The 19958-nt window shown below is 45.7% G+C and carries 20 protein-coding genes; 17 read left to right on the top strand and 3 right to left on the bottom strand.

Translation table 11 applies throughout. The features are described 5' to 3' along the window. Window positions 1-47: 47 nt before the first annotated feature. Window positions 48-2609 carry a penicillin-binding protein 1A gene (locus tag ACHFJ9_RS21420; RefSeq protein ID WP_395356240.1) on the bottom strand — a complete coding sequence of 854 codons (2562 nt, stop codon included), beginning with the start codon at window positions 2607-2609 and terminating at the stop codon, window positions 48-50. 143 nt (window positions 2610-2752) lie between these two features. On the opposite strand from ACHFJ9_RS21420, the gene pilM reads away from it, so the two are divergent. The 14 genes from pilM (at window position 2753) to rplI (ending at window position 13945) form a co-directional block, all read left to right on the top strand. Further along, complete coding sequence (pilM, locus tag ACHFJ9_RS21415) at window positions 2753-3769, top strand: type IV pilus biogenesis protein PilM (protein WP_301610125.1); 1017 nt, start codon at window positions 2753-2755, stop codon at window positions 3767-3769. Next, window positions 3753-4328: a PilN domain-containing protein gene (locus ACHFJ9_RS21410; protein ID WP_046874634.1), complete on the top strand. Its 576-nt coding sequence runs from the start codon at window positions 3753-3755 to the stop codon at window positions 4326-4328. The genes pilM and ACHFJ9_RS21410 overlap by 17 nt, the downstream gene beginning before the upstream one ends. Further along, entirely contained in the window at window positions 4321-4914 is a 594-nt protein-coding gene (locus ACHFJ9_RS21405; RefSeq protein WP_012841351.1) for a type 4a pilus biogenesis protein PilO, read from the top strand. Before ACHFJ9_RS21410 ends, ACHFJ9_RS21405 begins: the two co-directional genes overlap by 8 nt. Then, complete coding sequence (locus ACHFJ9_RS21400; RefSeq protein ID WP_237312731.1) at window positions 4904-5419, top strand: pilus assembly protein PilP; 516 nt, start codon at window positions 4904-4906, stop codon at window positions 5417-5419. The genes ACHFJ9_RS21405 and ACHFJ9_RS21400 overlap by 11 nt, the downstream gene beginning before the upstream one ends. A 25-nt stretch (window positions 5420-5444) precedes the next feature. Continuing rightward, on the top strand, window positions 5445-7193 hold the full coding sequence (locus ACHFJ9_RS21395; RefSeq protein WP_006742777.1) for a type IV pilus secretin PilQ: 1749 nt from the start codon (window positions 5445-5447) through the stop codon (window positions 7191-7193). A gap of 187 nt (window positions 7194-7380) precedes the next feature. After that, window positions 7381-7899: a shikimate kinase AroK gene (gene aroK / locus ACHFJ9_RS21390; protein ID WP_005381319.1), complete on the top strand. Its 519-nt coding sequence runs from the start codon at window positions 7381-7383 to the stop codon at window positions 7897-7899. A gap of 32 nt (window positions 7900-7931) precedes the next feature. Further along, window positions 7932-9032: a 3-dehydroquinate synthase gene (gene aroB / locus ACHFJ9_RS21385; protein WP_005395712.1), complete on the top strand. Its 1101-nt coding sequence runs from the start codon at window positions 7932-7934 to the stop codon at window positions 9030-9032. Window positions 9033-9084: 52 nt separating this feature from the next. Then, a complete protein-coding gene (locus tag ACHFJ9_RS21380; RefSeq protein WP_258623047.1) occupies window positions 9085-10599 on the top strand; it encodes an SPOR domain-containing protein in 1515 nt (504 codons plus the stop codon). 69 nt (window positions 10600-10668) lie between these two features. Continuing rightward, on the top strand, window positions 10669-11508 hold the full coding sequence (locus ACHFJ9_RS21375; RefSeq protein WP_005395710.1) for a Dam family site-specific DNA-(adenine-N6)-methyltransferase: 840 nt from the start codon (window positions 10669-10671) through the stop codon (window positions 11506-11508). A gap of 92 nt (window positions 11509-11600) precedes the next feature. Beyond that, entirely contained in the window at window positions 11601-12272 is a 672-nt protein-coding gene (gene rpe / locus ACHFJ9_RS21370) for a ribulose-phosphate 3-epimerase (RefSeq protein WP_005395709.1), read from the top strand. 242 nt (window positions 12273-12514) lie between these two features. Beyond that, window positions 12515-12904, top strand: coding sequence for a 30S ribosomal protein S6 (gene rpsF, locus ACHFJ9_RS21365; protein ID WP_005381299.1), 390 nt, complete (start codon window positions 12515-12517; stop codon window positions 12902-12904). An 8-nt stretch (window positions 12905-12912) separates the two neighbouring features. Next, on the top strand, window positions 12913-13215 hold the full coding sequence (gene priB, locus ACHFJ9_RS21360; RefSeq protein ID WP_005381298.1) for a primosomal replication protein N: 303 nt from the start codon (window positions 12913-12915) through the stop codon (window positions 13213-13215). A gap of 16 nt (window positions 13216-13231) precedes the next feature. Further along, window positions 13232-13459, top strand: coding sequence for a 30S ribosomal protein S18 (rpsR, locus tag ACHFJ9_RS21355; RefSeq protein ID WP_000090472.1), 228 nt, complete (start codon window positions 13232-13234; stop codon window positions 13457-13459). A 33-nt stretch (window positions 13460-13492) separates the two neighbouring features. Beyond that, window positions 13493-13945 carry a 50S ribosomal protein L9 gene (gene rplI / locus ACHFJ9_RS21350; RefSeq protein WP_005381278.1) on the top strand — a complete coding sequence of 151 codons (453 nt, stop codon included), beginning with the start codon at window positions 13493-13495 and terminating at the stop codon, window positions 13943-13945. A 79-nt stretch (window positions 13946-14024) separates the two neighbouring features. Here rplI and ACHFJ9_RS21345 read toward each other — a convergent pair whose 3' ends face one another. Then, complete coding sequence (locus ACHFJ9_RS21345; protein WP_006743223.1) at window positions 14025-14789, bottom strand: DUF481 domain-containing protein; 765 nt, start codon at window positions 14787-14789, stop codon at window positions 14025-14027. Window positions 14790-15010: 221 nt separating this feature from the next. On the opposite strand from ACHFJ9_RS21345, the gene ACHFJ9_RS21340 reads away from it, so the two are divergent. Together ACHFJ9_RS21340 and alr are read left to right on the top strand one after the other, a co-directional pair. Continuing rightward, window positions 15011-16411, top strand: a complete 1401-nt coding sequence (locus ACHFJ9_RS21340) for a replicative DNA helicase (RefSeq protein WP_005395704.1) — start codon at window positions 15011-15013, stop codon at window positions 16409-16411. Between the two features lie 13 nt (window positions 16412-16424). Beyond that, complete coding sequence (gene alr, locus ACHFJ9_RS21335; RefSeq protein WP_395357481.1) at window positions 16425-17501, top strand: alanine racemase; 1077 nt, start codon at window positions 16425-16427, stop codon at window positions 17499-17501. A gap of 38 nt (window positions 17502-17539) precedes the next feature. Here the strand turns inward: alr and ACHFJ9_RS21330 are convergent, their stop codons facing one another. Continuing rightward, complete coding sequence (locus ACHFJ9_RS21330; protein ID WP_046874640.1) at window positions 17540-17959, bottom strand: secondary thiamine-phosphate synthase enzyme YjbQ; 420 nt, start codon at window positions 17957-17959, stop codon at window positions 17540-17542. 306 nt (window positions 17960-18265) lie between these two features. Between ACHFJ9_RS21330 and pgi the strand changes: the two genes are divergently transcribed. Beyond that, window positions 18266-19918, top strand: a complete 1653-nt coding sequence (gene pgi, locus ACHFJ9_RS21325; protein ID WP_395356234.1) for a glucose-6-phosphate isomerase — start codon at window positions 18266-18268, stop codon at window positions 19916-19918. The last annotated feature ends 40 nt before the right edge of the window (window positions 19919-19958 follow it).

Raw genomic sequence — 19958 nt, 5'->3', positions numbered from 1 at the left:
CGACATAAAAAAGGGAGAGCGAATGCTCTCCCTTTTGCTTTAGTGATTTAGAACAGCTCTTCTGCGCCAGAGCCGGAAGAATAAATACTGTCTTCCAAACGGTCTCCAGCGTATTCGGTAGGCTCAGTGCCTTTTTCAAAGTATTCGAACATCGATGTGCTGTCTACTTTGTGCGTTAGCATGCCAGTGTTGCGATCAATACGAACACGAATGATGTTATCTGGAATATTTTTACTTTGCTCAGGTGTTTCTTCTAGTGCAACGCGCATAAAGTCAATCCAAGCGGGTTCTGCGGTTTTCGCACCCGATTCAGCACCGGAAATTTGGCCTTTGCCTAGGTTGCTATTAACCGTTGTGCGACCAAGGGCGCGTGAGTGATCATCAAAACCAACCCAAGCAATGGCAACAACACCAGGACCATAGCCGTTGTACCAAGCATCTTTGGAGTCATTCGTTGTACCCGTTTTACCACCGATATCACGACGCCCCAGTTTTTGTGCACGCCAGCCAGTACCGTTCCACCCCGTACCTTCACGCCAGTTACCACCACCCCAAATGTTGCTGTACATCATCTCACGCATCAAGAATGCGTTTTGCTCAGAGATAACTTGTGGAGCATATTGAGGTTCATCATTTTCCAGTGCGTTGTCTGTTGCCAAACCATCAATCGCGACGTCTTGTTCGCCAAACTCATCGGCATAGCGATTGTCTGGCTGAGCGCTCATTTGTGGGCAATCCTTATGACAAACGATCTTTGGATTCGCTTTAAACAGCACTTCACCGAATGCATCTTCCACGCGTTCTACGTAGAACGGTTCGACGTAATAACCTCCGTTCGCAAATACAGAGTAGCCTTGTGCCACTTTCATTGGTGTTAAGCTACCAGCACCGAGCGCGATGGTCTCTGAACGTGGTACTTGGTTAATATCAAAACCAAAACGAGTAAGGTACTGACGAGTTTCATCAAGGCCTACTTCACGCAGCGTACGCACTGCCATCACGTTCTTTGACTGAGCTAAGCCGAGGCGAAGGCGAGTTGGACCGCCATAGGTTGGTGGTGAGTTTTTAGGTCGCCAAGCCGAACCAGAACCTGCGTCCCATTTGTTAATCGGCGCATCGTTGATCAGAGTGGCTAGGGTAAGTCCCTTGTCAATTGCTGCTGAGTAGATAAATGGTTTGATACTTGAGCCAACCTGACGCACTGACATAGTGGCACGGTTAAACTTACTATGAACAAAGTTAAAACCACCCACTAACGATAATATCGCACCATTTTCCGGGTTCATCGCGACAAACGCGGTGTTCGCTGTTGGCACTTGGCTCAGTTTCCAGCTTTGTGTCGTGTTGTCATCTTCATTGGGTTCGCTCACTTCGCGAACCCAAACTTGTTGACCCGTCGCTAGCACATCATGCGCTGATTTTGGCGTTGAGCCTTGGCGGTTTTCGGTGATGTATTTACGTGCCCAATGCATTCCAGTCCAAGGAATAGTCTGCTCTTCATGGTTTTTAACCCAAACTTGCGCAGTTTTATCATCGACTTTTGTCACGACGGCAGGGTAAAGGTCACCATAAGTTGGTTGCTTCTTAAGGTGCTTTTCTATTTGCTCGCTGTTCCAAGCGGTTTCACCTTCTTTCCAAAGCACTTTCTCCGCACCGCGGTAGCCGTGACGTTCATCGTATGACAGCAGATTATTTACCACGGATGTATTCGCGGCATCTTGCAGTTTAGAGTCCACCGTCATGTAGATATTCAAGCCAGAGGTATAAGCTTCTTCTTCACCGTACTCTTTCACGGCCCATGCACGAGCTAGTTCCGCCACATAAGGAGCGGAAAGTTCAATTTCAGCACTGTGGTAACGCGCCACGATAGGTTCGTTGCGTGCTTCGTCATACTGTTCTTGCGTGATGTATTTTTCATCAAGCATTCGCATTAACACGACGTTACGGCGTTTTGTCGCACGCTCAAGAGAGTAAATTGGGTTCATCGTTGATGGCGCTTTTGGCATCCCTGCGAGTGTCGCAAGTTCGCTTAACGTCAATTCATCAAGGCTCTTACCAAAGTAAACTTGAGCGGCCGCACCAAAACCATATGAGCGGTAACCAAGGAAGATTTTATTGACATAAAGTTCCATGATTTCTTGCTTACTCAGAAGCTGCTCAATGTGGATAGCAATGAAAATCTCTTTAATCTTACGCATGATCTTCTTCTCATTAGATAAGAAGAAGTTACGCGCTAGCTGTTGCGTAATGGTACTTGCGCCCTGCTTAGCGGAACCTGAAATCGCAACTACAACGGCTGCACGAGTGATGCCGATAGGATCGATACCTGGGTGTTCGTAAAAACGGCTATCTTCGGTTGCGATCAGCGCATGAATTAAGTCTTGAGGAATTTCATCATAAGTAACAGGAATACGACGCTTTTCACCGAACTGTGCGATCAGCTTCCCGTCTTGACTAAACACCTGCATAGGTGTTTGTAATTCAACGTCTTTTAGAGTTGCAACATCTGGCAATTCAGGCTTCACGTACTGATAGAAGCCAAATATTGTGGTGACTCCAAGAATTATGCAAATCAATGTTAAAAATAATAAACGCTTTATGAACTTCACCGGAGAATCCCTGATTGGTTGAGGCTGTGTAACGGCAAACCCTTGTACTCTTAGGTCAAAAATTTAGCACATAGAGATATTAACTCTTATTTGGGTGCTAATAACAACCTTTGCACGAAGAAATTTCGGAGCGAGAGTAAGAGATGGATAAGCTAATCGTTACCGGCATCGACATAGGCCATAACAGCCTCAAAGCCGTAGTACTTAAACCCACAGGCAACAATTACGCTCTGTTGGGTTACAAAGAAATATTACTAAAGGAAGGTATTGTCGCTGAAAATAACACTATAAATCATCAAGAAATTGTAAAGACCCTAAAGCTGATTAAAAAAGGACTGCCTTTTGGTGCTAAAAAGGTCGCAATTTCAGTGCCTGATAATTCGGTGATCAGTAAAAAGCTGCAAATAGAACAAAACCTTGAAGATAGCGAAGTTGAGTTTGCTGTGATTCAGGCATTTTCTCATCAATCGCCATTCCCTGTCGAAGAGCTGAGTTTAGACTTTGTCCGTCTTCGTGCCGAAGATGGGTTGCGTGGGACTGATAACTATCAAGTGTTTGCGACAAGAAAAGATGTGGTCGATAGTCGCGTGGATGCATTACAAAAATCCGGACTAAAACCCGTTTTAGTGGACGTGCATTCACAAAGTCTTGGTCATATCTGGAAGCTCACTGCCGATCGCTTTCCTGACAAAAATAAGTACTGCTTACTCGATATTGGCACCTCATCGAGCTCCTTTACCATGTTTACCGAACAAGGTGAGCTGTTTCACAAAGAGTTTGCTTGCGGCACACGCGGAGCAAACAGCCCTGTTCAAGATGATTTGATGTCCGATGATGCTCAGGAGAAAACAGAGCTGTTTAATCGCCAAATTGTGGAACGGGTGAAACGTCAGATGCAGCTCTACACTTCAATTAATGGCTCGCAAAATATCAAAGGTATCTGGTTATCAGGGGAAGGAGCTTCGACACCAATGCTCGCGGAAGAGTTATCTCAGCAACTGTCACTAGAGTGTGAATTGCTAAACCCGCTAGGGCTATTTGAGATGAAGGTGTCCAAACGTAAGCGTCGTGCCGCGGATTGGCAGCATTTCTCTACAGCCGCAGGACTCGCGATTCGTGGCATTCATTGGCTAGGAGGTGCGCGTGCTTTATCGCATTAATTTACTTCCTTGGCGAGAGAACCAAAGAGAAGAGCACCGACGTCGTTTCATTAGCTTGGTCGCGTTAGGCATGTTGGTCGCCATTGGTATTCAATGGGGTATTGGAAAGTTTTTTGAGTACCAACAAGATCAGCAGCAGGAGCGGCTTGATTACCTTACTCACTACATTGCTGAGCTCGACCAGCGTATTGAAGCAATGAAAATCGCCGAGCAAGAGCACAGCAAAATCCTCGAACGTTTAAAAGTGGTTGAAGGGTTACAAAACGGTAGAAACAAAACGACCGAGTTTATGAACTTGATGCCAGCCGTCATTCCTGAAGGTGTATATGTCGACAAGATCAAAATGAATGATCTGGAAATTGAGATCTCAGGGATCTCTGATAGCACTCCAAAACTTGCCACGATGCTGGACAACATGGAGCGTTCGGCCAAGTTGAATGATGTAGAAATGCACTCCATCGTTCACGGAAAAGCGCGTTTTGGAAAAGAGTTCCAAACGTTCAAAGTGTCTTTCATGTTCAAAGTGCCGGAGAAGAAAGTGGAGGCCCAGCATGGTTGATTGGCAGGATCTCGAAATAGATGAAATGGCAGAGTGGCCATTGTTGCCTCAGCTTGTGGTTATCGCGCTGCTGATTTTCCTCATTCAAGGTTTTGGCTATTGGTTTTACCTTAAGCCAAAAGAAGAGCAATTGAATAACTTGGTCCAGCAGGAGCAGACGCTCAAGGTAGCACTGAAGATCAAAGCGAACAAAGTAGCTGCATTGCCTCAGCTTCAATCTCAATTGGATGAACTCACCACGCGTTACGAGTTATTGCTACAACAACTGCCCGCGCAAAAAGAGTTGGCTACGATGCTCGCTTCGGTGAATGAACTCGGTATCGACAATAAGTTGACCTTTACCCGTATCGACTGGGGTGAAAAGCAATCAGAGCATTTCCTCTATCGTCTTCCTTTAAACATTGAGTTAACGGGAGATTTTCATGACATCGGACATTTTTCTCAGGCGATAGCAACGCTACCTCGAATCATCACGTTTAAAGATGTGACTTGGCAGCGTGTCAGCCAAGAAAGTGAAACTCTGCACTTTAGGGTACGAGCCAATACCTATCAGTTTAAGCCAGAGGAGACGAACAATGACAAGTAAGCATTTGTTGTTGGTGCTGATGGGGTCTCTGCTCCTTGGATGTCAGGCGAATGATGAGTCATTAACGGATTTTATTCGAGGGGTGGAGAGTCAGGCGCGTCAAGATGTCGAGAAACTTAAGCCTGCAGATAAGTATGTTGCCGTCACGTACGCACCTGAAGTACAGCGTGCGCCCTTTGAGTTACCAAAAGAAGCCACGATCGCCACTCAGCCCGTTGCAAGAAAAGATTGCTGGCAACCGCCTTCAAGAAGGCGCACTGGCAAATTAGAAAAATTCCCATTAAGCCAATTACGTTTGAAAGGAGTTATGGGCATGGGTAATACGGTTTCTGGTCTCGTTCAGGCACCCAATGGCACCGTTTATAAAGTGAAGCCGGGGCAATACCTCGGACGCAACAATGGCAAAGTGACCCATGTCAGCCATTCCTATTTGTTAATTAATGAAACGTTGCCCGACGGCTTAGGGTGTTGGCAGAAGCGTAAAGTTAAGTTGGCTTTGAGATAGCCCCATTTATTTTTGATATTGAGTAATGAAAATGAGACAAGGATTAACACGTACACCAAGGATACTAACTGGGCTCTTCTCCTTATGGTTGTTTGTATTTTTAGCCCCTTTAGTGGCAGCAGAAGAAGTATCGTCTAATGCCTTAAAGAGTATCGATTTTCGCACTAATAAAGATAAAGACGCCGTTATTGTCGTTGAACTGGCGTCACCTGCCGCGATTGTTGATGTCAAACGCGTACAGGAAGGGTTAAGTATCGATTTGCTTAATACTTCGGTAAAAGACGAGCAACTGTATCTCCTAGACGTAAAAGATTTCTCGACTGTGGTTGAAAGCGTAGAGGTGTTTCGCGATACCTCAACTACGCGCTTGGTTGCGCACATCAATGAAGAATATACGCATGATTACCGTTTAACGGGGCGATTCTTGGAAATCAAAGTGGCTAAGATCAAACCCAATGAGAAAGCTCCGGATAAAAGCATTCTAGAAAAAGAAGGCAAGCTCATTTCGATTAACTTCCAAGATATTCCTGTACGTAACGTGTTACAGCTGATTGCCGACTACAACCAGTTCAACTTGGTTGTTTCAGACTCCGTAGAAGGTAACCTCACACTTCGTCTTGATGGTGTTCCGTGGCAGCAAGTGCTGGATATTATTTTGCAAGTTAAGGGGTTAGATAAGCGTGTTGATGGCAACGTGATTCTGGTTGCTCCAACAGATGAGCTTGATCTGCGCGAAAAACAGCAACTCGAAAAGCAGCAGCTAGAACAAACGATGGGAGAGCTTTCGTCTGAAATCATCAAGGTAAACTTCGCTAAAGCATCAGATATTGCAGAGATGATCAACGGAGAAGGGAACATCAGTATGTTGTCTGAGCGAGGCAGTATGACCATTGATGAGCGGACTAACTCGTTATTGATTCGTGAGCTACCTGAAAACATTGAAGTGATTCGAGAAATTATTGAATCTTTGGATATCCCGGTGAAGCAGGTTCAAATTGAAGCGCGTATTGTGACCATCAATGAAGGCAACATGGACGAGTTGGGAATTCGCTGGGGCTTTACCTCTATTAATGGCAATAACACGGTTGGTGGTTCTATCGAAAACAACCTTGCCACGATCGGTTTATATAACGGTGGTGGTGAAGGAGAAGACGGTGGTGACGGTGATGGAGTAGGTATCGATGACTTCCTAAACGTAAACTTAGCTGCAACCAGTCCAAACGCGACCAGCATTGCTTTTCAGGTTGCAAAATTAGGCTCAGACACCTTGTTAGACCTCGAGCTTTCTGCGCTGCAACAAGAGTCCAAAGCTGAGATTATCTCAAGCCCACGTTTGATCACTACTAATAAGAAGCCTGCCTATATTGAGCAAGGTACCGAGATACCTTATCTAGAGTCCTCATCAAGTGGTGCCACGACGGTAACGTTCAAAAAAGCAGTATTGAGTTTGAAGGTGACGCCACAAATTACACCGGATAACCGTCTTGTGTTGGACTTAAGCGTTACGCAAGATAGACCTGGACAAGTCGTGAAAACAGGCACTGGTGAAGCCGTTGCGATTGATACTCAGCGTATCGGGACGCAAGTGTTAGTAAATAACGGTGAAACCGTCGTTCTTGGTGGTATTTTCCAGCACAGCATTACTAACTCGGTGGACAAAGTGCCTTTGTTAGGCGATCTGCCACTATTAGGTGCGCTTTTCCGTCGAAGTTATGAAAATGTTGGCAAAAGTGAGCTGTTAATTTTCGTCACCCCTAAGGTGGTGATTCAGTAGTTCTACCTCGTGAAAAACTGATTAAATCAAAAATAAAGTTGCAATAGTGGCACCATGCTTGGATAATTTCGGGTCTTATCACGAATTATCTGTGAGGAACTGGTGCCACAAGCCTTGTAGAACAGCGATTTAGCTGTGTTTTCTTGTGGCGATCTTATTGAATCAATGTTGTAAATTACTGCTAAACATGGCTGAGAAACGTAATATTTTCCTTGTTGGCCCAATGGGCGCCGGCAAAAGTACAATTGGTAGACATCTAGCACAGCAACTGCATATGGAGTTTGTTGACTCCGATACAGTGATCGAAGAACGCACTGGTGCAGACATCTCTTGGGTTTTTGATGTAGAAGGTGAAGAAGGCTTCCGCAAGCGTGAAGAAGCGGTACTTGAAGACCTAACACAAGAGCAAGGCATCGTGCTTGCGACTGGCGGTGGCTCTGTTAAGAGCAAAGAAAACCGTAATCGTCTTTCGGCACGTGGTGTTGTTGTTTACTTAGAAACGACGATTGAAAAGCAACTTGCGCGCACAAACCGTGACAAGAAGCGTCCTCTACTTCAAACGGACAACCCTCGCGAAGTATTGGAGCAATTAGCTGAAGAACGTAATCCTCTGTATGAAGAAGTAGCGGATTACACTGTTCGCACTGACGATCAGAGTGCAAAAGTGGTAGCCAACCAGATCGTAAAAATGCTAGAAGAGAGATAAGTTTTTATCTTTTTTTTAATTGGAGCAAACCGATGGAACGGATTACGGTCAACCTAGCTGAGCGTAGCTACCCAATCTCTATTGGCGCCGGGTTATTTGAGGACCCGGCGTACCTCTCTCAAGTTCTCTCAAACAAAAATGCAAAACAAAAAGTTGTTGTGATCAGTAATGTCACAGTGGCGCCTTTGTATGCTGACAAAATTTTAAAGCAACTCGAGCAGCTCGGTTGTAGTGCATCCTTGTTAGAATTGCCTGACGGCGAACAGTACAAAAACTTGGATGTGTTTAACCAAGTGATGAACTTCCTCCTCGAGGGGAATTACGCTCGTGATGTTGTGATCATCGCGTTAGGTGGTGGCGTTATTGGCGACCTTGTGGGTTTTGCTTCTGCCTGTTACCAGCGTGGGGTCGACTTTATTCAAATACCAACGACATTACTATCTCAAGTGGATTCTTCGGTGGGTGGAAAAACCGCGGTTAACCATCCGTTGGGTAAGAACATGATAGGTGCGTTTTACCAACCTAAAGCCGTGATCATCGATACCAACTGTTTATCGACGTTGCCTGAGCGTGAATTCGCAGCAGGTATCGCAGAAGTCATTAAGTACGGCATCATTTACGATGCAGACTTTTTTGTATGGTTGGAAGAAAACCTTGAACGCTTGTACGCGTTGGATGAAGAAGCGCTAACTTATGCCATTGCACGTTGCTGTGAAATAAAAGCGGAAGTGGTGGCTCTGGATGAGAAAGAATCGGGCATCCGCGCTCTGCTCAACTTAGGTCACACCTTTGGTCATGCGATTGAAGCTGAGCTTGGCTACGGCAATTGGCTGCATGGTGAAGCGGTTTCTGCTGGCACGGTTATGGCGGCCAAAACTTCGCATCTGCGCGGTCTTATCTCAGCAGAGCAATTTGAGCGTATTGTTGCGATTTTGCGTCGTGCCAAACTGCCTGTTCATACTCCAGAAAGTATGAGCTTCGATGACTTCCTCAAACATATGATGCGAGATAAAAAAGTCCTCTCTGGTCAATTACGATTGGTTTTGCCTACAGGCATTGGCAGTGCCGAGGTCATTGCTGATACGACACAAGACGTACTCAAACAGGCGATAGACTTCGGTCGCGATATTTAACCTTGTAATGGCGCCTTTGGGCGTCATTCTTGTAGTGTATTAAGGTTATTAGATGAGTGTTGCTCACGTTCTGGAACTAGATTCTCAAATCGAGTTGCTTGATAGGTTGGGATTGCTGACTAATTTTGGTTCCAATTTCATTGCGATTAATGGTCATGATGGTTATGGAAAATCTTGGTTAGCGCAGCGATACCTTGAAGTGGGTGCCAGTAACAAGAATCAATGTTTGTTACTTTGTCATTCTAATCAAGATGATGTGCAGCGCCGCATCCTTATTTTGAGTCAACTGGTTTCGGACGCATTGTTTAATCAGCAAGAACCTTTACTTGATAGCCTCGAAAGACTATTGGGTGATGAGCCTTGTGATATCGCGATTGTGGTTGATGATGCGCATTTATTAAGTGAGACGCTCGTTTCTGAGCTTTGGATGCTGGTTTTAGAGGCGCATCATAAGCCGAATTGGACCATCAATGTCTTATTATTTACGCAGTCTGGGCGCTTAGAAGGATTGCTGTCACGTCTCAGTTACGGACAAGAGATAAAGCCTGTTGAGCTTGATATTGATATGTTGTCCGAAGTGGAAGCCCGTCGTTTCTTTGAATCACTTGTTGCGCGCTATGTTGATGATGAGGCGGAGAAGCGGGTTCGAGATGCATTTAAAAAAGTTGACCCAGTACCGGGTGACATCATGGCGTTAGGAGAGATGAAAGTGGAAAAAAGGATCATTATCCGCTCGATTGTCGGTTCACCGCTGAATATTGCGTTAGTGGTATTAGCATTACTGTTGCTTGCTGCTGGTGGCTATTGGTGGATGTATAATCAACCAAGCCCTGATGATAAAGCGCAGCAAATTGCTGGTAGTTTAGAGCAAACGGCTATTCCAACTTTTGAAGATTCAGGAATCAGTGCTGCGCAGTCTTCACTACAATCTGTGACTGATGACACTAGCAGTAGCCTTGATGGCTCTGGCGCGATTGATGATTCTGATTCATTACCGCCAGCAGTAACGGAAGAAGTGGCGAGCGTTGGCAGTGATGATAATCAACAGAGAGTGGTGATTGAGTCGAATGTGGTCGATGCATTGCTTGAAGGTAAAGCTGATTCAGCAGACACAAAAGCGATTGATGATGTCATAGGCGTTGAGAAGCAAGACGCCACTGATGAAACCAGCTCACCCCTAATAAAAGTCGTAAAACCAAATCAAGGTATGACGCAAACTTCTGCTCGGTCAGGAGAAGACGGTGCGAAGCAGCCTGTGGTTAAGTTTTCATTTGCTCGCGAAGAATTAAAAGCACTATCACCAAGAGCCTATACACTGCAGCTTGCTGCTATGACGTCACTGGAGGATGTACAAGCCTTCCTCGATGAGCATCAGCTGAATAATCAAGTACGAATTTATCCTACCGTTCGCAATGACACCGAGTGGTATATCATCACATACCAAGATTATCCGACAATTCAAATGGCTCGCGATGCCGTTGCAAGCTTGCCTGATTCGGTTAAGTCGGTGAGTCCTTGGGCAAAATCACTCCGTCAGGTTCATCGCGAAATTGATCGCGTGAAATAAACCTGAGCTTCGCTGAAAAATATGTTACATTCCGCAGCCTTAATTTTTGGTCGATAGATAGAGCAGTAGATGAAAAAGCAACGAGCCTTTCTTAAATGGGCAGGAGGAAAATACGGACTGGTTGAAGACATCCAACGTCATTTACCACCGGCTCGAAAGCTAGTTGAACCTTTTGTTGGTGCGGGCTCAGTGTTTCTGAATACCGACTATGACCATTACCTACTGGCAGATATCAATCCAGATTTGATCAATCTGTACAACCTACTAAAAGAGCGCCCGGAAGAGTACATCTCTGAAGCGAAGCGTTGGTTTGTTGCCGAGAATAACCGTAAAGAAGCCTACTTACACATTCGCGCTGAGTTTAATAAAACCGATGACGTGATGTACCGCTCTTTAGCGTTTTTGTACATGAACCGCTTTGGTTTTAATGGTTTATGCCGTTACAACAAAAAAGGCGGTTTTAACGTTCCGTTCGGTTCATATAAAAAGCCTTACTTCCCAGAGGCGGAATTGGAGTTTTTTGCCGAAAAAGCCAAGAAAGCCACGTTCGTTTGTGAAGGTTATCCAGAAACTTTTCGCCGAGCACGTAAGGGGAGTGTGGTCTATTGCGATCCTCCTTATGCACCGCTTTCAAACACGGCAAATTTCACCTCATACGCAGGTAATGGTTTCACGTTGGATGACCAGGCTGCATTAGCCGACATTGCTGAAAGAACGGCGACTGAGCGTGGTATTCCGGTTTTGATTTCTAACCACGACACTACGCTGACGCGTCGGTTGTATCACGGTGCGGATCTCAATGTAGTAAAAGTGAAGCGCACCATTAGCCGTAATGGCAGTGGTCGTAATAAAGTCGATGAGCTGCTTGCGCTTTTTCATGCCCCTGAGATGGATCAACCAAGCTCTTAGTTCTCACACTATTAAATCTAAATAGTGGATCTCCCCACTAGCTTCGGTAGAATTGCGCGCAGATTGTTTGCTCATTACTACTGAGGTCAGGTATGAAAGATTTTCTTATTGCTCCATCCATTTTATCGGCAGATTTTGCTCGTCTCGGTGAAGATGTGGAGAAAGTACTCGCAGCGGGTGCGGATGTGGTGCATTTCGACGTTATGGATAACCACTATGTACCAAACCTGACTTTTGGTGCGCCTGTGTGCAAAGCACTACGCGATTACGGCATCACAGCGCCAATCGATGTTCACCTAATGGTGAAACCGGTTGATCGCATTATTCCTGATTTCGCAAAAGCGGGTGCGTCGATGATTACATTCCATGTGGAAGCTTCCGATCATGTAGACCGTACACTGCAGTTAATTAAAGAGCACGGCTGTCAGGCTGGCGTGGTACTAAACCCAGCAACGCCACTTGCGAGCCTTGAGTTCATCATGGACAAAGTCGACATGATTCTACTGATGTCGGTAAACCCTGGCTTTGGTGGTCAATCATTCATTCCTCACACGCTAGATAAACTGCGTGCAGTTCGTAAGATGATCGATGAGTCTGGTCGCGATATCCGTTTAGAAATTGATGGCGGTGTGAAGGTTGACAACATTCGTGAAATCGCAGAAGCGGGCGCAGACATGTTTGTTGCAGGCTCGGCGATTTTCGGTCAGCCAGATTACAAACAAGTGATCGACCAAATGCGCACGGAACTGGCTGAAGTAAAATAAGTTCTGATATACGCGCGATAATGCCCTGATTTTAAAGGCTGTCACTTTATTGGCAGCCTTTGTTATTTCTAGCGTTGGATGAAATAAAATATCCCCTGCGTTGAGCAAATAATCACTTGCCTATTTTGCGCCCTTTCTGTACTATTCGTGCTCCTTAAACTCAGTCAATTATCTTTAGTTCCTTGCTTCCTCTGGACGACTGAGCCATTTGTGGAAGCTGAATAATCCGTAAGGAGCAACCAATGCGTCATTACGAAATCGTATTCATGGTGCACCCAGATCAAAGCGAGCAAGTTGCTGGCATGATCGAGCGTTACACTGGTTCAATCACTGAAGCTGGCGGTAAAATCCACCGTCTAGAAGACTGGGGCCGTCGTCAACTGGCTTACCCAATCAACAAGCTTCACAAAGCTCACTACGTTCTTATGAACGTTGAAGCTGACCAAGCTGTAATTGATGAGCTAGAAACTGCTTTCCGTTTCAACGATGCAGTTCTACGTAACATGATCATGCGTACTAAAGCAGCGATCACTGAGCAATCTATCATGCTTAAGCAAAAAGAAGAGCGTGCTCCACGTCGTGAAGAGCGTTCTGAAGCTAAGCCTGAAGCTAAGTCAGAAGCTGCTGAGTAAGTTTTCTTATGGCCAATCGAATGGAGCTGAGCGGCACCATAGCCAAACCGCCCATTCGTAGTAAAAGCCCTGGTGGCATTGAACACTGTCGGTTTTGGCTGGAGCATCGCTCTACTATTATCGAAGCTGACTTACCTCGACAAGTTTATTGTCGTATGCCGGTAGTCGTCAGCGGGCTTGGGTCACAAGCACTAACTCAGAATTTAGTTCAAGGCAGTAACATTAAGGTAAGTGGTTTTGTCACTTATCAAACCGGCCGAAATGGCGTGGGAAAATTAGTGTTACACGCCGACAACATTACTCAAATTTAAGATCAGGAGATAGCCCATGGCTCGTTTCTTCCGTCGTCGTAAATTCTGCCGTTTCACTGCAGAAGGCGTACAAGAGATTGATTACAAAGACGTAGCAACTCTTAAAAACTACATCACTGAAGCTGGTAAAATCGTACCTAGCCGTATCACTGGTACAAGCGCTAAGTACCAGCGTCAACTAGCACGTGCTATCAAGCGTTCACGCTACCTAGCTCTACTACCGTACACTGACAAGCATCAGTAATCGGTTCATTTTATTAAGAAAGAGGATTAAGCAATGCAAGTTATTCTACTTGATAAAATTGGTAACCTAGGTGGTCTTGGCGATACTGCAAACGTTAAATCTGGCTACGCCCGTAACTTCCTTATCCCACAAGGTAAAGCAGTTATGGCAACTAAAGCTAACGTTGAAATGTTTGAAGCTCGTCGTGCTGAACTAGAAGCTAAAGTTGCTGAGCAACTAGCTGCTGCAGAAGCTCGCGCAGAGAAAGTTAACGCTCTAGAAGCTGTAGTTATCGCTTCTAAAGCAGGTGACGAAGGCAAACTATTCGGTTCTATCGGTACTCGTGACATCGCTGATGCTATCACAGCTGCAGGCGTTGAAGTTGCTAAGAGCGAAGTTCGCCTTCCTGAAGGTGCTCTACGTACAACTGGTGAGTTCGAGATCAGCGTTCAACTTCACTCTGAAGTTTTCGCAACTGTGAACCTACAAGTTGTTGCTGCTGAGTAATTCAGTATCAAGACGAAATACTAAAAAGCACCTCTTCGGAGGTGCTTTTTTTATTTCTAAAACTGGGAGAAAAAACGGGTTAAAAAGCGAAGAGTAAATTAACGGAAAATACGCTATCCGCTTTGCTTAAGCCTTCAGGCACTTTATCGTGATACTGACGAGAGTGTGCCAGCTTCAGTGCAATATCTTCAGTAATATCATTGGTCACGCTGAGTTCACTATCGGCCCGAGTGTTACTTTTACCTGTTACCAACGTAATATCAGCCGCGAAACTCAGATTATCTAATGCGTGCCAAGTCGTATTGATATTCCCTCGAAAAATGCCTTCTCGAACGATATCGGGAAAGACAATGTCGTCATCATCTATCTCATCTAAATTTGGTTCTTGATAACGAAAACCAGGACCGACTTCTACCTCTAAAATGAAGTTTTCAGTGTAGGAAAACTGGTAACCCAAACCACCTGATAAGGTGTAGTCTTTAAAATAGGCACTGTAACGAGAATCCACCCCTTTAAAGCTGCCATACAAATACGTTTTAGGACCTAACTTGTAGTCACTCTGTAGGGCGTAGGTGGATGAGCGTTTGTCTTCTTCACCGTCTTTGTACAAGTTGTAGTACTTCCATTCACCATTAGAACGGTGTCGACCTGACGTATATTCAGCACTCAAACGAGCATTCAGGGAACGAGAGTCCGTGTTACCTGTGTGAGCTTGATAGCCGAACTCCACCTCGGTTTTTAATGGGTCGGGCACATCAATATTTTGCTCTGGCTGTACTGATTCGTCAGCATACGATGCACTAGCGCATAGTAAGCTAAAGCTAAGTAACCAGTATCGGGACACATCAACCTCGAACGTAATTAAAAAGGAGGGGCATGATACTGATACAGATATTTTGTTGGGTCAATGGTAGGTTAATTTTTATTAGAGCTGGGCGGAAGAACCAGGCTATTACTTGTGCGGTTCGCATGTTGATTTCTTAACAAGTAATTGTCGCTTCGGGGAAGCATCTCAGTTAGGTTAAGGTTATAATCGTGGGTCAATAGTAGTTATCGAGCAAAGTCATGGCGGAAAACAGAAATCGCAAACCTTCAGACAGTCAGGTCGACGCAATCAAAGTGCCACCTCACTCACTAGAAGCCGAGCAATCAGTAATTGGTGGTCTCTTACTGGACAATGAACGTTGGGACACCGTTGCCGAACGTGTTGTAAGCAGTGATTTCTATAGTCGTCCGCATCGCCTAATTTTTGAAGGTGTAAAAACAATTCTTGAAGCGGGCAAGCCTCTCGATCTTATTACTTTATCGGAATACCTGGAACGTCACGAGCAATTAGAAGATGTGGGCGGTTTTGCTTACCTTGCAGATTTGGCGAAAAACACGCCAAGTGCCGCTAACATTAATGCGTACGCTGATATTGTTGCCGAGCGTGCGATCGTCCGTGGTTTGATCGGTGTCGCGAATGAGATTGCGGATGCGGGTTACGATCCTCAAGGTCGAAGTTCGGAAGATCTGATTGATATGGCGGAGAGTAAAGTTTTCGCCATCGCTGAGTCACGAACCAGTGAAAACGAAGGGCCACAAAATGTCGATAACATCCTCGAAAAGACGTTAGAACGTATCGAGTTGTTATATAAAACGCCGCAAGATGGTGTAACGGGTGTCGACACAGGTTTCACTGACCTCAATAAGAAAACCGCAGGTTTGCAAGGTTCTGATTTGGTGATTGTCGCGGCGCGTCCATCGATGGGTAAAACGACCTTTGCGATGAACTTGTGTGAAAATGCGGCCATGCAACAAGAGAAACCTGTGCTTATTTTCTCGCTAGAGATGCCAGCCGAGCAGTTGATGATGCGTATGTTGGCCTCTTTGTCTCGCGTTGACCAAACCAAGATCCGTACGGGTCAGTTGGATGACGAAGACTGGGCGCGTATTTCTTCTACTATGGGTATCTTGATGCAGAAGAAAAACATGTACATTGATGACAGCTCCGGTCTAACTCCGACCGAAGTGCGTTCACGCGCTCGCCGTATCGCACGTGAACATGGCGGTCTGTCGATGATCATGGTCGACTACCTTCAGCTTATGCGCGTGCCTGCACTCTCTGATAACCGTACGCTGGAAATTGCGGAGATATCGCGCTCTCTGAAAGCGCTGGCAAAAGAGCTGAATGTGCCCGTCGTGGCGCTGTCTCAGCTTAACCGTTCCCTAGAGCAACGTTCAGATAAACGCCCAGTAAACTCGGACTTGCGTGAGTCGGGCTCTATCGAGCAGGATGCCGACTTGATCATGTTCATCTACCGTGACGAGGTGTATCATCCAGATAGCCCATACAAAGGCACGGCAGAAATCATCATTGGTAAGCAACGTAACGGCCCTATCGGCTCTGTGCGTCTCACCTTCCAAGGTCAACACTCGCGCTTTGACAACTACGCGGGTCCTGCATTCGATATTGATGATGAGTAACCCCATGAGCTATATGAAAGCGGCCAAGGCGTGCATTGATTTGTCTGCGTTGCAGCACAACTTACAGCGCGTGAAAGCGCAAGCGCCCCAAAGTAAAGTGATGGCTGTAGTGAAGGCCAATGGCTATGGTCACGGATTACGTCACGTTGCAAAACATGCCAACCATGCGGATGCCTTTGGTGTTGCGCGCATTGAAGAAGCGTTGCAACTGCGCGCTTGTGGCGTGGTAAAGCCGATTCTATTGCTAGAAGGTTTTTACTCTCCAGGTGACTTACCTGTTCTTGTGACGAACAACATCCAAACCGTGGTGCATTGTGAAGAGCAGCTTATCGCTTTGGAGCAAGCCGACCTTGAAACTCCGGTTGTCGTGTGGCTTAAGATTGACAGTGGGATGCACCGTCTTGGCGTTCGCCCTGAGCAATATGATGAGTTTGTCACGCGGTTGAAAGAGTGTCCAAACGTTGCCAAGCCGTTACGTTACATGAGTCACTTTGGCTGTGCAGATGAGCTGGATAGCCATATCACTCCCCAACAGATTGAGCTGTTTAAGTCGTTGACCTCTGGTTGTCAGGGGGAGCGTTCACTTGCGGCATCTGCGGGGTTGTTGGCATGGCCTCAAAGCCATTTGGATTGGGTTCGTCCGGGCATCATCATGTATGGTGTATCGCCATTTGATGACAAGACCGCACAAGATCTGGGGTATCAACCCGTGATGACACTTAAATCCCATCTTATTGCGGTACGTGTAGTTAAGAAGGGCGAAAGTGTTGGCTACGGCGGTATGTGGACCAGTAAGCGAGATACAAAAGTCGGTGTCATCGCAGTAGGGTATGGCGACGGTTACCCAAGAAGTGCCCCGAACGGCACTCCGGTTTGGGTAAATGGTCGTAAAGTACCTATCGCAGGTCGAGTTTCTATGGATATGCTGACGGTCGATTTGGGACCAGATGCAACGGATAAAGTCAGCGACGAAGCGATTCTTTGGGGGAAAGAGCTCCCAGTAGAAGAAGTGGCGGGTCACATTGGTACCATTGCGTATGAACTCGTGACTAAGCTAACGCCTCGCGTCGAGATGGAGTACTCAAAATAAACAGCGAAAGGCTAACCTAAGGTTAGCCTTTGTTTTATCTACTCACCGTTAATCGTAGCAATAACGCGGCGGCCGCCGCCAAAGTCTCGGTGCTCACCCAAGTAAATGCCCTGCCATGTTCCTAAAGCTAATCGACCATTTTGGATTGGTATCGTCACACTACTGCCAAGTAGGGATGCTTTAATGTGTGCTGGCATGTCGTCATCACCTTCATAGGTATGCTGATAATAAGGAGCACGCTCTGGCACAAACTTATTGAAGTGCGCTTCCATATCCATACGCACGGTTGGATCAGCATTCTCATTTAAGGTCAAACTGGCGGAGGTATGTTGAATAAATAGGTGTAATAAACCTACTGAAAGCTCGTTTATTTGTGGTAATTGTTGTTCAATTTCATCAGTTATTAGGTGAAAACCGCGGCTTCTCGCTTTTAACTGCAGTGTTTTTTGTGCCCACATACGTGTTCCTTTGGAAATTTATAAATTGGCGTCTATCCTATTCCAATTAGAGCCTGTCATTAGTAAGTGATATGATTCTTGTCATCGTAAATGAATTGTTCATTTTCAGGGCAGGGAACGTGACCTAACTCAATGTGAGTGTAAATACTCTCAGTCATAATTGGCACCTGAAAAAAAATTACAAAGACTTGTTTTGTGGCAATTCGCCCAAACATCTAATTAATATTCTATTTGCTAAATCGGGGATTCCACAGTTTTCGCTAGACTGTAAGGAATGGAACCTACTGTAACATCGGGATAAAGACCATGTTGAAAAATATCAATCCAACGCAAACACAAGCTTGGAAAGCGCTAACTGCGCATTTCGAATCTGCACAAGATATGGATCTTAAAGAGTTATTTGCTCAAGACGCAGCGCGTTTCGACAAATACTCTGCACGTTTCGGCTCAGACATCCTAGTCGATTACTCAAAGAACCTCATCAATGAGGAAACTCTGAAGCACCTGTTCGCTCTTGCGAACGAGACTGAGCTGAAATCTGCAATTGAAGCGATGTTCAGTGGCGAAGCGATCAACCAAACAGAAGGTCGCGCTGTTCTTCACACTGCACTACGTAACCGCGCGAATACACCAGTAATGGTAGACGGCGAAGACGTAATGCCAGCAGTGAACGCGGTTCTAGAAAAAATGAAATCATTCACTGAACGCGTTATCGGCGGTGAGTGGAAAGGTTACACAGGTAAAGCAATTACAGATATCGTGAACATCGGTATCGGTGGTTCTGACCTTGGTCCTTACATGGTGACGGAAGCTCTAGCACCATACAAAAATCATCTAAACCTTCACTTCGTATCTAACGTTGATGGTACTCACATCGTTGAAACGTTGAAGAAAGTTAACCCAGAAACGACGCTATTCTTGATCGCGTCTAAGACGTTCACAACGCAAGAAACCATGACTAACGCGCACACTGCTCGTGATTGGTTCCTAGAGTCTGCGGGTGATCAAGCGCACGTGGCTAAGCATTTTGCTGCGCTTTCAACGAACGCGACAGCCGTGTCTGAATTCGGTATCGATACCGCGAACATGTTCGAATTCTGGGACTGGGTTGGTGGCCGTTACTCACTATGGTCTGCAATCGGTTTATCAATCGCATTAGCGGTAGGTTACGACAACTTCGTTGAGCTGCTTGAAGGTGCTCACGAGATGGACAAGCACTTCGTATCAACAGACCTAGAAAGCAACATCCCTGTGATCCTTGCGCTTATCGGTATTTGGTACAACAACTTCCACGGTGCGGAATCAGAAGCTATCTTACCTTACGATCAGTACATGCACCGTTTCGCGGCGTACTTCCAACAAGGTAACATGGAATCAAACGGTAAATACGTTGACCGTGAAGGCAATGCCGTGACTTACCAAACGGGCCCTATTATTTGGGGGGAACCAGGTACCAACGGTCAGCACGCGTTCTACCAGCTAATTCACCAAGGCACTAAGCTGATCCCATGTGACTTCATTGCACCTGCAATTAGCCACAACCCAGCTAGCGATCATCACCAAAAACTGATGTCTAACTTCTTCGCGCAAACTGAAGCTCTAGCGTTTGGTAAGAATGAAGAAACAGTGAAAGAAGAGTTGGTGAAAGCAGGTAAGAACGCTGAAGAAGTGGCAGCGATCGCGCCATTCAAAGTGTTTGAAGGTAACCGTCCAACAAACTCTATCCTAGTGAAGCAAATCACGCCTCGTACGCTGGGTAACTTGATCGCAATGTACGAACACAAAATCTTCGTACAAGGTGTTATCTGGAATATCTTCAGCTTTGACCAATGGGGCGTAGAGCTAGGTAAACAACTGGCTAACCAAATCCTACCTGAGCTTGCAGACGAGTCTCAAATCAGCTCGCATGACAGCTCAACAAATGGTCTAATCAACGCATTTAAAGCGTTCAAAGCTTAATGTTTGGTTTGAATAGATAAAGAAAAGGTCAGCAAATGCT

The sequence above is a fragment of the Vibrio sp. D3 genome (genome assembly GCF_043995865.1).
Classification (GTDB): Bacteria; Pseudomonadota; Gammaproteobacteria; order Enterobacterales; family Vibrionaceae; genus Vibrio; species Vibrio diabolicus.
Note: the sequence above shows the minus strand (reverse complement) of the source record. Positions and strands in the feature narration are given on the sequence as shown.

Coding starts and splice junctions, on each gene's coding strand:
- ACHFJ9_RS21400 (WP_237312731.1), top strand. CDS start 4,904: ATGACAAGTAAGCATTTGTTGTTGGTGCTGATGGGGTCTCTGCTCCTT.
- alr (WP_395357481.1), top strand. CDS start 16,425: ATGAAAGCGGCCAAGGCGTGCATTGATTTGTCTGCGTTGCAGCACAAC.
- ACHFJ9_RS21330 (WP_046874640.1), bottom strand. CDS start 17,959: ATGTGGGCACAAAAAACACTGCAGTTAAAAGCGAGAAGCCGCGGTTTT.
- ACHFJ9_RS21340 (WP_005395704.1), top strand. CDS start 15,011: ATGGCGGAAAACAGAAATCGCAAACCTTCAGACAGTCAGGTCGACGCA.
- rplI (WP_005381278.1), top strand. CDS start 13,493: ATGCAAGTTATTCTACTTGATAAAATTGGTAACCTAGGTGGTCTTGGC.
- priB (WP_005381298.1), top strand. CDS start 12,913: ATGGCCAATCGAATGGAGCTGAGCGGCACCATAGCCAAACCGCCCATT.
- ACHFJ9_RS21375 (WP_005395710.1), top strand. CDS start 10,669: ATGAAAAAGCAACGAGCCTTTCTTAAATGGGCAGGAGGAAAATACGGA.
- rpsR (WP_000090472.1), top strand. CDS start 13,232: ATGGCTCGTTTCTTCCGTCGTCGTAAATTCTGCCGTTTCACTGCAGAA.
- ACHFJ9_RS21380 (WP_258623047.1), top strand. CDS start 9,085: ATGAGTGTTGCTCACGTTCTGGAACTAGATTCTCAAATCGAGTTGCTT.
- ACHFJ9_RS21405 (WP_012841351.1), top strand. CDS start 4,321: ATGGTTGATTGGCAGGATCTCGAAATAGATGAAATGGCAGAGTGGCCA.
- aroB (WP_005395712.1), top strand. CDS start 7,932: ATGGAACGGATTACGGTCAACCTAGCTGAGCGTAGCTACCCAATCTCT.
- rpsF (WP_005381299.1), top strand. CDS start 12,515: ATGCGTCATTACGAAATCGTATTCATGGTGCACCCAGATCAAAGCGAG.
- rpe (WP_005395709.1), top strand. CDS start 11,601: ATGAAAGATTTTCTTATTGCTCCATCCATTTTATCGGCAGATTTTGCT.
- ACHFJ9_RS21395 (WP_006742777.1), top strand. CDS start 5,445: ATGAAAATGAGACAAGGATTAACACGTACACCAAGGATACTAACTGGG.
- aroK (WP_005381319.1), top strand. CDS start 7,381: ATGGCTGAGAAACGTAATATTTTCCTTGTTGGCCCAATGGGCGCCGGC.
- pilM (WP_301610125.1), top strand. CDS start 2,753: ATGGATAAGCTAATCGTTACCGGCATCGACATAGGCCATAACAGCCTC.
- pgi (WP_395356234.1), top strand. CDS start 18,266: ATGTTGAAAAATATCAATCCAACGCAAACACAAGCTTGGAAAGCGCTA.